At 72.5% G+C, this 14,558-nt stretch carries 13 protein-coding genes and 1 riboswitch; of the genes, 3 read left to right on the top strand and 10 right to left on the bottom strand.

What is annotated here, in order from left to right; translation table 11 throughout:
* Positions 1-107: 107 nt before the first annotated feature.
* Positions 108-1,343 (top strand): glycosyltransferase 87 family protein, encoded by a 1,236-nt coding sequence (locus tag ACZ4K2_RS23325; protein WP_467469329.1) that lies wholly within the window; start codon positions 108-110, stop codon positions 1,341-1,343.
* A gap of 4 nt (positions 1,344-1,347) precedes the next feature.
* On the opposite strand, the gene ACZ4K2_RS23320 is transcribed toward ACZ4K2_RS23325, so the two are convergent.
* The 5 genes from ACZ4K2_RS23320 to ACZ4K2_RS23300 all read right to left on the bottom strand — a co-directional run bounded on the left by ACZ4K2_RS23320 (position 1,348) and on the right by ACZ4K2_RS23300 (position 6,744).
* A complete protein-coding gene (locus tag ACZ4K2_RS23320) occupies positions 1,348-2,535 on the bottom strand; it encodes a hypothetical protein (RefSeq protein WP_467469327.1) in 1,188 nt (395 codons plus the stop codon).
* A 27-nt stretch (positions 2,536-2,562) separates the two neighbouring features.
* Positions 2,563-3,576, bottom strand: coding sequence for a C40 family peptidase (locus tag ACZ4K2_RS23315; RefSeq protein WP_467469325.1), 1,014 nt, complete (start codon positions 3,574-3,576; stop codon positions 2,563-2,565).
* Positions 3,577-3,815: 239 nt separating this feature from the next.
* Positions 3,816-4,904: a C40 family peptidase gene (locus ACZ4K2_RS23310; protein WP_467469323.1), complete on the bottom strand. Its 1,089-nt coding sequence runs from the start codon at positions 4,902-4,904 to the stop codon at positions 3,816-3,818.
* Between the two features lie 211 nt (positions 4,905-5,115).
* The gene (locus ACZ4K2_RS23305; RefSeq protein ID WP_467469321.1) at positions 5,116-6,459 is read right to left on the bottom strand and encodes an NYN domain-containing protein; all 1,344 of its coding nucleotides are present in this window, start codon (positions 6,457-6,459) and stop codon (positions 5,116-5,118) included.
* 45 nt (positions 6,460-6,504) lie between these two features.
* On the bottom strand, positions 6,505-6,744 hold the full coding sequence (locus tag ACZ4K2_RS23300) for a hypothetical protein (protein ID WP_225096775.1): 240 nt from the start codon (positions 6,742-6,744) through the stop codon (positions 6,505-6,507).
* 153 nt (positions 6,745-6,897) lie between these two features.
* On the opposite strand from ACZ4K2_RS23300, the gene ACZ4K2_RS23295 reads away from it, so the two are divergent.
* Complete coding sequence (locus ACZ4K2_RS23295) at positions 6,898-7,680, top strand: rhomboid family intramembrane serine protease (protein WP_467469319.1); 783 nt, start codon at positions 6,898-6,900, stop codon at positions 7,678-7,680.
* Positions 7,677-7,958: an Lrp/AsnC family transcriptional regulator gene (locus ACZ4K2_RS23290; protein ID WP_361251867.1), complete on the top strand. Its 282-nt coding sequence runs from the start codon at positions 7,677-7,679 to the stop codon at positions 7,956-7,958. The genes ACZ4K2_RS23295 and ACZ4K2_RS23290 overlap by 4 nt, the downstream gene beginning before the upstream one ends.
* Positions 7,959-8,098: 140 nt before the next feature.
* Here the strand turns inward: ACZ4K2_RS23290 and ACZ4K2_RS23285 are convergent, their stop codons facing one another.
* The 5 genes from ACZ4K2_RS23285 to qcrC all read right to left on the bottom strand — a co-directional run bounded on the left by ACZ4K2_RS23285 (position 8,099) and on the right by qcrC (position 14,499).
* Positions 8,099-9,460: an aminotransferase class V-fold PLP-dependent enzyme gene (locus tag ACZ4K2_RS23285; RefSeq protein WP_467469316.1), complete on the bottom strand. Its 1,362-nt coding sequence runs from the start codon at positions 9,458-9,460 to the stop codon at positions 8,099-8,101.
* 160 nt (positions 9,461-9,620) lie between these two features.
* Positions 9,621-9,737: riboswitch (SAM riboswitch) on the bottom strand.
* A gap of 74 nt (positions 9,738-9,811) precedes the next feature.
* Entirely contained in the window at positions 9,812-10,876 is a 1,065-nt protein-coding gene (gene trpD / locus ACZ4K2_RS23280) for an anthranilate phosphoribosyltransferase (RefSeq protein WP_467469314.1), read from the bottom strand.
* A gap of 121 nt (positions 10,877-10,997) precedes the next feature.
* Positions 10,998-12,635 carry a cytochrome bc1 complex cytochrome b subunit gene (gene qcrB, locus ACZ4K2_RS23275; protein ID WP_467469312.1) on the bottom strand — a complete coding sequence of 546 codons (1,638 nt, stop codon included), beginning with the start codon at positions 12,633-12,635 and terminating at the stop codon, positions 10,998-11,000.
* A complete protein-coding gene (gene qcrA / locus ACZ4K2_RS23270; RefSeq protein WP_467469310.1) occupies positions 12,632-13,690 on the bottom strand; it encodes a cytochrome bc1 complex Rieske iron-sulfur subunit in 1,059 nt (352 codons plus the stop codon). The genes qcrB and qcrA overlap by 4 nt, the downstream gene beginning before the upstream one ends.
* Positions 13,687-14,499: a cytochrome bc1 complex diheme cytochrome c subunit gene (qcrC, locus tag ACZ4K2_RS23265; protein WP_467469308.1), complete on the bottom strand. Its 813-nt coding sequence runs from the start codon at positions 14,497-14,499 to the stop codon at positions 13,687-13,689. The genes qcrA and qcrC overlap by 4 nt, the downstream gene beginning before the upstream one ends.
* Positions 14,500-14,558: the final 59 nt, after the last annotated feature.

Here is a 14,558-nt window from a genome sequence, read left to right as displayed (position 1 = left end):
CCCGGCCGGGCGCGGCCGGGTCCGTGGCATGCGTGGCGGGCCGCAGGACAATATGGTCGCTCGAAGCGGATTCGAACGGCACGGGCGTCGGACGGCAGGGGGACCACGTGGAGACGAAGGCCACCAGGCGGCCTCCGACAGCGCTGCTCGCGGCCTGGGCCGTCACCCGCGTGCCGCTGCTGCTGTTCGTGTTCCGGGTGTACGCCTTCCCGGGCCCGGACGTCACCTCGGACGTGTCGGTGATCTACCGCGGCTGGTACGAGGTGCTGCGCCAGGGAACGTTTCCGCTGGACGACGTGACCTGGCAGTACCCGCCCGCCGCCGCCCTCGCGGTCCTCTCCCCCGCCGCCCTGCCGTTCCTGTCGTACGCGCACGCCTTCTTCGTGCTGGCCTGCCTGGCCGACGCCGTCGTGCTGGCCCTGCTGCGGTACGCCGGGCGCGGCGCCGGACGGTCGCCGCGCGGGGCCTGGCTGTGGGTGGCGGGCGTACCGCTGCTCGGGCCGACCGTGTACGCCCGCTACGACGTGCTGGTGACCGCGGTGGCCGTCGCCGCGCTGCTGGCGGGGGCCCGGCACCCGCGGGTGATGGGCGCGCTGGCCGCGTTCGGGGCGCTCCTGAAGGTCTGGCCGGCGCTGCTGCTGGCCGGCGCCGTGCGGCGGCGGGCCTGGGCGTCGGCGGCGGTGACCGCGGCCGGTGTCGTGCTGCTGTTCGCGGTGTCCATGCCGGGCGCCTTCGCGTTCCTGACCTTCCAGCGGGACCGGGGCACCGAGGTGGAGTCGCTGGGCGCCCTGGTCTTCCACGTGGCCCGGCACTTCGGCTGGGAGGGCCAGGTGCTGCTGAACTACGGCTCGATCGAGTTCCTGGGCCCGGGGGTGGACCGGGCCGGCACGGTCGCGCTGGCGCTGACCGGGGTGGCGTTCGGCTGGCTGCTGTTCTGGCGGCTGCTGGCGGGCCGCCCGGCCCCGCACGTCCTCGCCGACGCGGCGCTCACCGCGGTGCTGCTGTTCACGGTGACCAGCCGGGTGCTCAGCCCGCAGTACCTGGTGTGGCTGATCGGCGTCGCGGCCGTCTGCCTCACGCACCGGGCGAGCCGCATGACCGCACCCGCGCTGATGATCGTGCTCGCGTCCCTGCTGACGGTCCTGGAGTTCCCGGTCGGCTTCTCGCACGTGGTGGCCAGCGACTGGTACGGCATCACGTTGCTGGCCCTGCGCAACGGCCTGCTGGTCGCGGCCACGGTCACGGCGGCCCGCCGGCTGTGGCGCTCGACCGTCGCGCCGGCCGCCTCCGCGCCCTTCCCGCCGCGCTCCACCCGGACCGAGGAGACGCCGGTCTCCTCCTGACCCGTCAGCCGAGCTGCCGCGTGACGTACTCCCGCCAGCGGGCGGTGAACTCCTGCGGGGTCGTCCCGAGCACCTTCTCCAGCGCCGCCGCGACCGCGCCCGCGCGCCCGCCGTGGGCGCCGACGGCCCGGTAGAAGGCGCCGAGGCGGGCCGGGCCCCACTCGTCGGCGATCATCCGGCAGGCCAGCCAGCCGCTCTCGTAGGCCCGCGCCAGCTTCCCCGGCTCGCCGGTGAAGCCGAAGTCCGCGTCCGCGGGGAGTTCCCCGGGCACCTCGCCGTCCCGCACGGCGCGGCCGAGCTCCGGCGCAACCTCCTGCGCGCTCCGGCCGGTGCCGAGGTAGCCGATCCAGTCGGCGTACCCCTCGGACAGCCACAGCGGGGTGGCGGCGGTGGTGTCGCGCCGGGTCGCGACATGCGTGGTCTCGTGGGTGACGACGACCTGCTTGCCGACGTCCCCGAGCACGGCGTACGCCTCCGGGTTGACCACCACCCGGTCCGCGGGCGCCCGGCCCGGACCGCCCGCCTCCCCCGTGGTGACGGCCGCGATGCCCCGGTACTCGGCGGCGGGCGAGCCGAGCAGGGCCGCCATGCCCGCCAGGGTGCCCGGGACGAGGACGACGACCCGGCGGCTCCAGTCCGTGCCCCACGCCCGGGAGACGGCCGGGACCGCGCCGTCGGCCAGCCGGGCGAACTCCCTGAGCCCGGCGGCGGACCCGCCGGCGCCCAGCACCAGGCTGTGCGCGCCCCGGACCGCGGTGACCGTGCCCTGGTCCCAGAGCTGCTGCCCGGCCTTCCTCGCGGGCCGGTCGGCGGTGACGTACCAGCGGCCGTCGGCGGTGCGGCCGAGGGTCAGGGTGCGGCGGGCGTCGACGGGCGCCCGGTCGTAGCCGGCGACGCGGTAGCGCAGGTCGGCGTCGGCGGTGGCCCCCGAGGAGGTGCGGCGCACGGCGGTGACGCGGTATCTCCAGGCGGCCAGCGGGAGGGCGCGCAGCCGGACGTACTCGGTGCGGGTGCCCGTCGCGCCGTACGCCGTCTCGTCGTGGCCGAGCAGGGCCGCCGAGCGCTGGTCGAGCACGTGCTGCACCTCGGTGCGGGCCGGGTCGCCCGCGGCCCCGCCGCCGCAGCCGGCGAGGGGCAGGAGCAGGCACAGTCCCACCGCCCCGATGCTCCACACCCGTCTGCGACCAGCCACTTCCCGATCGTACGGCGAGCGGCGGGGTCAGGGCCGGGTGACCGCGGAGACCGGCATCATGCCGACCGGGTCGTAGCGGACCGGAGCGCCGGGGTAGGGCGCGTGGATGACCTGGCCGTGCCCGGCGTACATCGCGACGTGGCTGGCGTCGGCGCGGTAGACCACCAGGTCGCCGGGGCGGGCCTGGGAGAGCGGGACCCGCCGGCCGGCGAACCGCTGCTCCTGCGAGGTGCGCGGCAGGTGGACGCCGGCCCGCGCGTACGCCCACTGCATCAGGCCCGAGCAGTCGAAGCCGGAGGGGCCGCTGGCCCCCCACACGTACGGGCGGCCGAGCGCGGCACGGGCGGCCGCCAGGGCCGCGGCGGCGCGTCCCCGGGGTGCGTCGGCGCCGTCCGGGCCGGCCAGTGCGGGGCGGCTGCCGCGGGAGGCCCGCTCGTACGCGGCGCGTTCGGCGGCGGACAGCGCCTCGACGAGCTGCCGGGCCCGGGCGAGCTTGCGCTCCACGGTCCGCTTGTGGGCGGCCACGGCCCTGCGGCTGCGCTCCAGTTCGGTGAGCTTCCCGGCCGCCTCCGCGCGCTCCTGGGCCAGGTCGCGCAGCGCGGACTCCAGCTCGCGGAGCCGGCCGGCCTGCCGCTCGCCGATGCGGTCGAGGGTGGACGCCTTGTCGAGGTAGTCCTCGGGGTCGGCGGCGAACAGCAGGGCGACCGCCGGGTCGATGCCGCCGGCGCGGTACTGGGCGCCGGCCAGCGAACCCAGTTGTCCGCGCAGGTCGTTGACGCGTTGCTGCTGCCGGGCGAGGTGCTCCTGGGCCGCGCGGACCTCCCGGCGCAGCACGCCGGCGCGCTCCGCGGCCCGGTCGTACGCCTGGGTCGCCTTCTCGGCCTCCACGTACAGGCGGTCCACCTCGGCCCGGCCGCCGGTGCCCGGCGCGGCCTGCGCGGGTACGGCGCCGAGCGCGGCCGCCGCGGCCGACAGCACGCTGAGGGCGGCTGCGGCGCCGCGGTCGAATCCGGACGGTGCAAGGCGGCGATGGGACCCCACGGCAGTCCTTCTGCTGGCGGACACAGACCGTTTCCCCGGCACGCCGGGGGCGGGGAGGCGCCGGCGCCGGGGAAACGCGGCAGACAGTAGCCGTGCGGACGGGTCCGGGCCAAAGACGCGGGAGTCAACACACGCTGACGCCCCGCCGCTGACGCAGGTCACCGGCGGGGCGTGGGGTCGGTTCCGCATCCGGTGATTCACCCGTTCGGGCGCTTACCGGGTCCGGGTGCCGCGGGTCCTCAGACCCGGACGCCGAACATGAACGGGCCACCGATCGTGGTCATCGACTCGTACCGGACGACCGTGCCGGTGCGCGGGGCGTGCAGGATCTGGCCGTTGCCCGCGTAGAGGCCGACGTGGTGCAGGTCGTTGAAGAAGAAGACCAGGTCGCCGACCTTGAGGTCGCCCTGGTTGTAGATCCGCGTGCCGATGTTCGCCTGCGACTCGGAGGTGCGCGGTATCGAGACTCCGGCCTGGGCGTAGGCCCACGAGGTCAGGCCCGAGCAGTCGTAGGACGAGGGCCCGGTGGCGCCGTAGACGTACGGCGAGCCGATCTTGGTCTGGGCGGCGGAGAACGCCGCCGAGGCGCGGCCGGAGGCGGGCGGCGCGTCGGGCGTCGGCGTCGTCTCGCTGCCGCTCCCGTTCCCGCTCCCGTTCTCGTGCAGCTCGACGCGCTCGGTGGAGGAGCGGCTGGCGCGCTGCTGCTCCTCGGCGAGCTGCTGCTTCTCCTTGGCCGTCAGGGTGTTCAGGAGCCGCTGCGCCTCGGCGAGCTTGCCCTGGACTTCCTTCTTCTTGTTGCCCAGTTCGGTCCGGGTGGCCGAGAGGTCCTTGAGCTTGTCGCTCGCCTCGGCCCGCTCCTGGGCGAGTTCGCGCTGCTTGTCCTGGATCTTCTTCAGCGCGTCGACCTGCTGGCTGCTCAACTGGTCGAGCGTGGAGGCCTTGTCGAGGAAGTCGTCCGGGTCGGAGGAGAGGAAGAGCTGGACCGAGGAGTCGATCCCGCCGGAGCGGTACTGCGCGGTGGCCAGCGAACCCAGGCCGTCGCGGAGCTTGTTGAGCTCCTGCTGGCCGCGGGCGACGTTGTCCTGGATGGCGGAGACGTCCTTCTGCAGCTTCTGCTGCTTCTCCTTGGCGCCGTTGTACTTCTCGGTCGCCTGCTCGGCCTGCTCGTAGAGCTTGTCGACCTTCGCCTTGACCTCGTCCTTGCCGAGCTTCTCGCTCGGCGCGGCGTTGGCGGCGTTGGCGCTGAGCGCGACGGCAGCTGCGGCAGCGGTGGTGAGCACGGTCACGCGAGTGCGGCTCGGCTGCTTGGGTCGACGATGGGACGCCACGGAGGACGAACTCCTTCTTGTGAGTGATCACCCGTTCGGAGGTTCGAGCCCAGACCATAGTGACCCGGTTGTGATCAGTTCAAATCCTCGGGCGAAAAACCCCGTCACGCAATGCATTCTTTGCACACAACTCACCAGCGGTCACGCACGGTTGACGCTACGTTGCGTGACGTTCCGGCCGATTCGGGCCATACCCACTCCGGTCGGACGTTCAGGACAGCCGCTTCAGCAGCACCGCGGAGGCCACCGGCCGGGCCCCGGCCCGGGCGACCCCGTCGGCCACCTCCCGGTCGGTGGAGGCGACGATGACGGGACGCCCCGGCGGCTCGGCGCGCACGAGCTGGCGGATCAGCTCGTCGGCCGTGACGCCCGGCTTGGAGAACAGCACCCGCACCCCGCGCGGCGGCGCGAGGAGCACCGGCGCGGCCAGTTCGGCGCCGTCGAAGACGCACGTCACCTCGGCCCCGGTCTGCGCGGCGAGCGCCGAGAGCTGGCCCAGCAGTCTGAGCCGCTGCTTCTCCAGCGGCATCTGCGGATAGCCGGTCTTGGTCACGTTGTAGCCGTCGACCACCAGATGCGCCTGGGGCAGCGCGAGGAGCTGGTCGAGGATGGCCGGATCGTTCTCCGACAGGGCGCGCGCCGCGATGTCCTTCGGGGTCATCCGCCCCGGTTCGACCGCGTCCACCGTCTCGGCCGGGCGCACCGACACCGGCGGCAGGGCGAGTTCGCGGCGCAGCCCCTGGGTCGCGTCCAGCAGGGTGTCGAGCAGCAGGCGCACCCGCATGTCCTCCACGCTGCGGCCCTCCCGGACCGCCCGGCGGGTGGCCTCGAGGCCGGCCTCGGCCTCGCCGAGGCGGGCCTTGAGCCGCCGGGTCTCGCTCTCCGCCGCCGACACCTGGGCCTGCGCCTCGGCGCGCACGGCGTCCGTCTCCGCCCGCGCCTTGCGCAGCGCGGCCTCGCCGCGCTTGACGTCGCTGTGGGCCGCGCGCAGTTTCCGGTGCAGCGCCTCGGCTTCCCTCTTCGCCGACTCCAGCTCCCCGCGCAGCCGTTCGGTCTCGGCGCGGGTGTGGTCGCGGGCCTGCGCGAGCTGGACGCGCAGCCGCTCCAGCTCCGCCCGGCTCTCCTCGTCGGCCCGCTCGGCGTCCGCGCGCTGGGCCTCCTCGCCGGCCGCGGCGACCAGCTTCACCCAGCCCCCCGGGCGCAGTACGTAGGCCGCGGCCGCCACGTCGAGCGGGTCCGCGGCCGGGGGCGGGGAGCCGGAGTCGAGGGCGCCGGCGAGTTCCGGCTGCGCCTCTCTGAACTTCTCCCCGATCCGCTGCCGGAACAGCGGTTCGGTCTCCAGGGCCGCCGCCATCGCGTTGCCGGCGAACTTCGCCCGGCGCGTGGGGGTGAACCGGGCGTACTGCCGCAACTGGGCGGGCAGTTCCGCCAACGTCAGGCCGCCGAAGCCGTCCGCGACGATCTGCACCACCCGCCGGCGCACGCCGTCGGGCAGCGGACGGTCAAGCACCTCGGCGGTGCCGTCGCCCGGCCCCCCGCCTGCGGTCTCCACCATCCGTCACACCCCAATGTCCAAGAGCCTCTCCGGGGGCCGCTCCGCTCAGGAGTCGGCGCCCGGCCTGTCCACGAGTTCCACCTGGTCCACCGCGTTGCACCAGCGGCACCGCACCGATTCGATGGTCTCACTGACCACCTCGCGCTCCTCCACCGTCGGCTCCCCGGCGAGGTCGAGGTGGACGTACTCGACGACCTTCGACGAGCGGGTGACGTCGAACCGGGTCAGATTGCCGCACAGGGTGCAGCGCCACCGTGTCGTGGCCGTCGGCAGGGGAACCGTCATGGTGACTGTCCGCATCCTTCTCGTCTCGGTCCGCGCCGCTCCCCGACGCGTGTGGCTCGTAACCCTACGGCCTGGCGGGTACTCACCGCCCGCCCGTCCACGGCGGCGAGGCGGTCTGTGCGGTTGCGTCCGGTTACGTCATGCTCTGTAGTCATGATCAGCACCTGGAGCACGGCGGCCGGCCGGACCCTCAGAGCGGTCCGGGGCACCTCGGCGCCCGTCACGTACGGCCTCATCGCCCTGTGCTGCCTCGTCTTCGCCCTCGGCCCGGCCTCCGGGCTGGTCCCCGGGTACGGCTCCGGCGGGGCGCTGCTCGCCGCGCAGCGGGCGTACTTCCGGCACTGGGGGGTGGTCCCCGCCGAGCTGTTCGAGGGGCCGGCCGGGGCGGCGCTCACCCCGGCGACCGCGCTGTTCGTGCACGGGAGCTGGGTCCACCTGCTCGGCAACATGCTCTTCCTCCTCGTCTTCGGGGCGATGACCGAGGAACGGATGGGCCGTGTCGAGTTCACCCTGTTCTACGCCGGCTGCGGGTACCTGGCCCTGCTGGGCTACGCGGCGGCCAACGCCACGTCCGAGCAGTCGCTCGTCGGCGCCTCGGGGGCGATCTCGGCGGTCCTCGGAGCGTTCCTCTACCTGTTCCCCCGCGCACGCGTGACCAGTCTCCTGCCGTTCCTGTTCTTCCTGCCGCTGCGCTTCCCGGCATGGGTGGTGCTGCCGTTCTGGGCGGCCGTGCAGTGGCTGGCGGCGGGGCGCGCCTCCGACGGGCCCGGGGTGGCGTACCTGGCCCACCTGGTGGGGTTCGGGCTGGGCTTCGGCTACGCCTGGGCGCGGTACGGCGGGGGGCGGGGCGGCCTCGGCAGGACGGGGCCGGGGAGCGGGAGGGCTAGAGTGAAAGCCGCCCCAGCTCCGGTCACCCAGGGAGAGAGACAGCCGTGATCACCGCGATCGTTCTGATCAAGACCAGCGTGGACCGGATCCCCGAGATCGCGGAGCGGATCGCCGCGCTGGAGAGCGTCAGCGAGGTCTTCTCGGTCACGGGCACCTACGACCTCATCGCCATGGTCCGGGTCCGCCGGCACGAGGACCTCGCCGAGGTCATCCCGGGCCGCATCAGCAAGATCCCCGGCGTCGAGGGCACCGACACCCACGTGGCGTTCCGCACGTACTCGCAGCACGACCTGGAGGCCGCGTTCGCGATCGGCCTCGACAACTAGGGTCTGCTCGACCTCCGGGGTCTTCCGCCCGGCCGGGGCCGGGTCCGGGTCCGGGTCCGCGACGGCCGGCCCGGCCCGGGGGCCCGTCCGTGCCGCCGTACGGGCCGGCGGCACGGGAAGTCGGCGGGGACCGCGCGTGCTCAGACCGCCGGGACGCAGCGGCCCTCCTCCGTGCGGTACCGCCACTTGGCGCCGTCCCGGACCAGTTCCCGCACGGCGCTCACGAAGCGCTCGACGTGCTCGTCGGGGGTGCCCGCGCCGAAGCTGACCCGGATCGCGTTGAGGGACTTCTCGCCGGGCGCCGCCTCGGGGGCACCGCACTCGCCCTGGGTCTGCGGGTCGCTGCCGAGCAGGGTGCGGACCAGCGGGTGGGCGCAGAACAGGCCGTCGCGGACGCCGATGCCGTACTCGGCGGAGAGCGCGGCGGCGAAGTGGGAGCTGTTCCAGCCCTCGACGACGAAGGAGATGACCCCGACGCGCGGGGCGTCGTCGCCGAACAGGGACAGCACGCGCACCTCCGGCACCTCCGCCAGGCCGGCCCGCACCCGGGCGATCAGCTCCCGCTCGCGGCCCACCAGGCGGTCCCAGCCGGCCTCGGTGAGCGCCTTGCAGGCCGACGCGATGGAGTAGGCGCCGATGACGTTCGGCGAGCCGGCCTCGTGCCGGGCCGCGCTGTCGTGCCACTGAACGTCCACCCCGCCGTCCTGCCGCCGGGTGACGCTGCGGCTGGCGCCGCCGCCCGCGAGGTACGGCTCGGCCGCCCGGAGCCAGTCGGCCCGGCCGGCGAGGACGCCGGAGCCGAAGGGGGCGTACAGCTTGTGGCCGGAGAACGCGACCCAGTCGACGTCCAGTTCGCGGATGTCCACGGGGTGGTGCGGGGCGAGCTGGGCGGCGTCCAGGACGATCCGGGCGCCGTGCGCGTGCGCGGCGGCGGCCAGTTCGCGCACCGGCCACAGCTCGCCGGTGACGTTGGAGGCGCCGGTGACGCAGACCAGGGCGGGGCCGTGCGGGTCGCGGGCGGCCAGGGCCCGCTCCAGGGTCTGCACGGCCTGGCCGGGGGTGCGCGGGGCGTCGAGGTAGGTGACCTCCGCGTCCTGCCAGGGCAGCAGCGAGGCGTGGTGCTCGGTCTCGAAGACGAAGACCCGGCAGCCCTGCGGCAGCGCGCGGGCCAGCAGGTTGAGGGAGTCGGTGGTGGAGCGGGTGAAGACCACCTGGTCCGCCGGGCGGCAGCCGAGGAACTCCGCGACCGTCCGCCGGGCGTTCTCGAACAGGTCGGTGGAGAGCTGGGAGAGGTAGCCGGCCCCGCGGTGGACGCTGCCGTAGTAGGGGGCGTACGCGGCGACGTCGTCCCAGACGCGCTGGAGGGCGGGGGCGCTGGCCGCGTAGTCGAGGGCGGCGTAGGTGACTTCGCCCCCGGTGACCAGCGGCACGGTGACATCTCGCCCCAGAACGGGCAGAGGGGTGCAAACGGACTGGTCGGAGGCAGCGGTGGAGACAGACATGGCGGAACTCCCGTGACAGGAAAGCGAGAACGCGCGTGACGCGCGGAAGGGAAAAGGGTGCGCGGAGGCGGGGCTCTGCGGCCCTAACGCATTCGCTTGCTCACGGGAGACTCCTCGATGACCAGGATCCCTGGCCCCACACTTGCAGAAGTGTGCGAGGGATCCGCGCTTGCCGTGGACCCTGCTGTCCACGGCCTGGTCTTCACCCGGGGCACCCCGCCACGGACGGAGGGTTGCCGGACAGTCGGCCGGGGCCTCATGACTGTCACTCATGACCTGGTAGGGGAACCTACGCCAAGTGATCGCCGCCCCGCAACCCGTGTCCGGATCGCGGGACGGAGACCGGCGGCGTCACGCGTTGCTGGCCGCCACCCAGCGGTCCAGCGTGCGCCGGGCGGCACCGGAGTCGATCGACTCGGCGGCCAGCGCCATCCCCGCGCGGAGCTGCTCGGCCAGCGGCGCGTCCGTCGGCCGCAGGGCCACCAGCGCCGCCGCCGAGTTCAGCAGGACGGCGTCCCGTACGGCCCCCTGCTCGCCGTCGAGCAGCCGCCGGGCGACCTCCGCGTTGTAGGAGGCGTCGGCGCCGCGCAGGGCGTCCACGGGGACGAGGCCGATGCCGACGTCGCGCGGGTCGAAGACCTCCTCCGTGACCTTGCCGTCGCGGACCACCCACACCCGGGAGGTGCCGGTGACGGTCAGCTCGTCCAGGCCGTCGTCGCCGCGGAAGACCAGGGAGGAGTTGCCGCGTTCGGCGAGGACGCCGGCCACGATCGGCGCCATCCGGGGGTCCGCCACGCCGACGGCCTGCGACCGCACCCGGGCCGGGTTGGTCAGCGGACCGAGCACGTTGAAGGTGGTCCGGATGCCGAGCTGCGAGCGCGCCGGGGCGACGTGGCGCAGCGACGGGTGGAACCGCACAGCGAAGCAGATGGTGATGCCGGCCTCCTCGGCGACCTCGGCGACCCGCCGGGGGGTCAGGCTGAGGTTGATCCCGAGCTTCTCCAGGACGTCGGAGGAGCCGGAGGCGGAGGACGCGGCCCGGTTGCCGTGCTTGACGACCTTCGCGCCCGTGCCCGCGACCACGATCGAGGACATGGTGGAGATGTTCACCGTCTTGGCGCCGTCGCCGCCGGTGCCGACGATGTCGACGGCCGGGCCGGGCACCTCGATCACGTTCGCGTGCGCGTACATCGTCCGCACGAGCCCGCTGATCTCCTCGACCGTCTCGCCCTTGGCCCGCAGCGCCACCATGAAGGCGGCGATCTGCGCGTCCGTCGCCTCCCCGCGCATGATCAGGTCCATCGCCCAGGCGGTGTCGTCGGCGGCCAGGTCGCGGCCCTCCAGCAGGCCGTTCAGCAGGACGGGCCAGGAGCGGCCCGCCGCGGTGTCGCCTCCAGCGGGGGTCACAGCGCTCATCAGCCGCTCCTCGTAGACAGTCCTGAAACGTCGTACACCACCCTATCCAGACCGGGGCACGGGGAAGGGCCCCGTCCGGGGTACGGACGGGGCCCTTCTGCGTGGCGTGGCGACGCGGTGATCAGTGGTGGCCGTGGCCGCTGGTGATCTCCTTGTACTCGTCGACGGTCGGCTTCGGGATCTGGTTGTCCTCGCCGTAGTAGGCGTCGGACAGCCTGGCCCGCAGCTTCTCGCCGGCCGGCACCTTGCGCTCGACACCGTTCTCGTCGACCGTGGGGCCGATCTCGGCCGGCTCGTACTGGTGGTGCGCGGTGAGGGTGTGCAGCTGCTCCTGGCTGAGCGGCTCGTGGACCTCGATGAACTCACCGTGCGGCAGCCGCTTGATGATGCCGGTCTCGCGACCGTGCAGCACCTTGTCGCGGTCGCGGCGCTGCAGACCCAGGCAGATCCGCTTGGTGACGATGAACGCGATGACCGGTCCGGCGAAGAAGAAGATCCGGACGAACCAGGTGACGGCGTTGATCGACAGGTGGAAGTGCGTGGCCCACAGGTCGTTGCCGCCGCCGACCAGGGTGATCATGTAGATCGTCACCCAGGCGACACCGAACGCGGTACGGGTCGGGGCGTTGCGCGGGCGGTCCAGGATGTGGTGCTCGCGTTTGTCGCCGGTGATCCAGGACTCGATGAACGGGTAGACCGCGATCGCCGCCAGGACCAGCGGGAAGAGCACCAGCGGGATGAACACGCCGAGGACCAGCGTGTGACCCCAGAAGTCGATCTCCCAGCCCGGCATGAAGCGGATCAGACCCTCGGCGAAGCCCATGTACCAGTCGGGCTGGGCGCCGGTGGACACCTGGTCCGGACGGTAGGGGCCGATGGCCCAGATCGGGTTGATCTGGGCGACCGCCGCGATGGCCGCGATCACACCGAAGACCAGGAAGAAGAAGCCTCCGGCCTTCGCCATGTACACCGGCAGCAGCGGCATGCCGACGACGTTCTTCTCGGACTTGCCGGGACCCGCGAACTGCGTGTGCTTGTGGTAGAAGACCAGGATCAGGTGCGCCACCATCAGGCCGAGCATGATGCCCGGCAGCAGCAGGATGTGGATCGAGTAGAACCGGGCGACGAAGTCGTGGCCGGGGAACTCTCCGCCGAACAGGAAGAACGACAGGTACGTGCCGACGATCGGCACGGACAGGATCGCGCCCTCCATGAAGCGGACACCGGTGCCGGAGAGCAGGTCGTCCGGGAGCGAGTAACCGGTGAAGCCGGTGAACATGCCCAGGGCGAACAGCAGGAAGCCGAACAGCCAGTTGATCTCACGCGGCTTGCGGAACGCGCCGGTGAAGAACACGCGCATCATGTGCACGAACATGCCGGCGAGGAAGATCAGCGCGGCCCAGTGGTGGATCTGCCGGACCAGCAGACCACCGCGCACGTCGAAGGAGATGTGCAGGGTCGAGCTGAACGCCTCGGACATCAGCTGTCCCTGGAGCGGGACGTAGCTGCCGTGGTACTCCACCTCGTTCATCGACGGGTGGAAGAACAGCGTCAGGTACACACCCGTCAGGATGATGATGATGAAGCTGTACATGCACACTTCGCCCAGCATGAACGACCAGTGGTCGGGGAAGATCTTGCGCATGTTGGCCTTGGCCAGGGAGTAGATCCCGAGCCGGCCGTCGGCCCAGTCGGCGATCCGCTCGCCGGCCGGGGCCTTCCCGCGAGAGCGGGACGTCTCGTTCGCAGCAGTACTCATCCGCGCTCCCAGAATGCAGGACCGACGGGCTCCTCGAAGTCGCCGAGCGCCTGGAGGTAACCCTCGCTGTCCACACCGATGCGCAGCTGCGGCAGGGCGTGGCCGGCGGGGCCGAAGATCACTCGGGCACCGTCGGAGAGGTCGAAGGTGGACTGGTGGCACGGGCAGAGCACGTGGTGCGTCTGCTGCTCGTACAGGGAGATCGGGCAGCCGACGTGGGTGCAGATCTTCGAGAAGGCGACGATGCCCTCGTGCGACCAGTCCAGCTCGCGCTTGTCCTTGATGTTGCCCGGCTGGAGCCGGACGATCATCAGGGCGGCCTTGGCGATCTCCGTCTGGAAGTCCTCCTGGGTCTCCTCCATGCCGTCGGGCATGGCGAAGGTGAGGGAGCCGACGGCGACGTCCTCGGGACGCAGCGGCTGGTTCGTGTTCATGTTGACCAGGCGCTTGCCCTTGGCCCACAGCGTGTGCCGCAGCGAGGTGCCGGGCAGCGGGCCGAGGTCGCGCAGCAGCATGACGCCGGAGAGCGGCACCAGGGCCAGCGCGCCGAACATCGTGTTGCGGATCAGCTTGCGGCGGCCGAGCGCCGACTCCTTGGCGCCCTGCTTGAAGTCCGCGTGGACCTTCGCCCGGACCTCGGGGGAGGCCTCGATCGGGTGACGGTCGGCGGCGACCTCCACGTCGGACATCAGGGTGCGGGCCCAGTGGACCGCGCCCGCGCCGATGCAGAACAGCGCCACGCCGAGGGTCAGGCCCAGCGCGAAGTTCAGCGCGTTGATGTGACCGATCGGGAAGACGAAGACCGACTTGTCGTGCGGGATCGCCACGTAGGCGGCGATGAAGCCGATGGTGGCCAGCATCGACACCGTGAACAGCAGGGCGACCATGCGCTCGGACCGCTTGGCGGCCCGCTCGTCGATGTCCTGGATCCGGTGCTCGTGGGGCGGCAGACCGGGGTCCGCGAACGGGTTCTCCTCGTCCGCGATGCCCACCGCGCCGTGCGCGTGGTCCTGCTCAGCGGGCAGGTTCTCTTCTGGAATGTCTTGGCTACTCATGACTTCTTGGCCTTTGCGGTCCGAGCGGCGACCCAGACGGCGACCGCGATCAGCGCGCCGAGGCCGAAGATCCAGGCGAACAGACCCTCACTGACCGGCCCGAGGCCGCCCAGCTCCAGACCGCCGGGGTTCTCCGTCTTGTCGCCGTTGACCGCGTTCAGGTACGCGATGATGTCCTTCTTGTTCTTCTCCGACATCGTGGTGTCGGGGAAGGACGGCATGTTCTGCGGGCCCGTCTGCATGGCCTCGTAGATGTGCTTCGGAGCGACACCCGCGAGGTTCGGCGCGTACTTGCCCTCGGTCAGGGCGCCGCCCTTGCCGGTGAAGTTGTGGCACTGCGCGCAGTTGGAGCGGAACAGCTCGCCACCCTTGGCGATGTCCGCGCCTTCGGGACCGTACTGCTGCTTGGTCGGCACGGCCGGGCCGGCGCCCAGCGACGCCACGTACGCGGCGAGCTGGTCGATCTCCGGCTGGGTGTAGACGACCTTCTTGCGCGGGATCTGCGCCATCTGGGAGGTGGACGCCGGCATGCGGCCGGTGCCGACCTGGAAGTCGACCGCGGCGGCGCCGACACCGACCAGGCTCGGGCCGTCGGAGGAGCCCTGGCCACCGGTGCCGTGGCAGCTGGCGCAGCCGACCTGGTAGAGCTTCTTGCCCTCCTTGATGGTCAGGGACTGGGAGGATTCATCGGCCTGCGCCTTGCCCGCGGGCGCGAACGCGGCGTACAGCCCCCCAGTGGCCGCCAGCGCGAGGAGTAGGACGACGACCGCCGCCAGCGGATGGCGTCGTCGTGCGGAGAGCTTTTTCACGGATTACCCCGGTGTCAGGATCTTCTGCGTCGGTGCTTCTGGATGTGCGGGAGCGGTCC

The organism is Streptomyces sp. NPDC025833 (assembly GCF_055558055.1).
Note: the sequence above shows the minus strand (reverse complement) of the source record. Positions and strands in the feature narration are given on the sequence as shown.

Excerpts from the sequence above, each read along its gene's own strand:
- ACZ4K2_RS23305 (WP_467469321.1), bottom strand. The coding sequence starts at position 6,459 with ATGGTGGAGACCGCAGGCGGGGGGCCGGGCGACGGCACCGCCGAGGTG.
- ACZ4K2_RS23300 (WP_225096775.1), bottom strand. The coding sequence starts at position 6,744 with ATGACGGTTCCCCTGCCGACGGCCACGACACGGTGGCGCTGCACCCTG.
- ACZ4K2_RS23295 (WP_467469319.1), top strand. The coding sequence starts at position 6,898 with ATGATCAGCACCTGGAGCACGGCGGCCGGCCGGACCCTCAGAGCGGTC.
- ACZ4K2_RS23285 (WP_467469316.1), bottom strand. The coding sequence starts at position 9,460 with ATGTCTGTCTCCACCGCTGCCTCCGACCAGTCCGTTTGCACCCCTCTG.
- trpD (WP_467469314.1), bottom strand. The coding sequence starts at position 10,876 with ATGAGCGCTGTGACCCCCGCTGGAGGCGACACCGCGGCGGGCCGCTCC.
- qcrB (WP_467469312.1), bottom strand. The coding sequence starts at position 12,635 with ATGAGTACTGCTGCGAACGAGACGTCCCGCTCTCGCGGGAAGGCCCCG.
- qcrA (WP_467469310.1), bottom strand. The coding sequence starts at position 13,690 with ATGAGTAGCCAAGACATTCCAGAAGAGAACCTGCCCGCTGAGCAGGAC.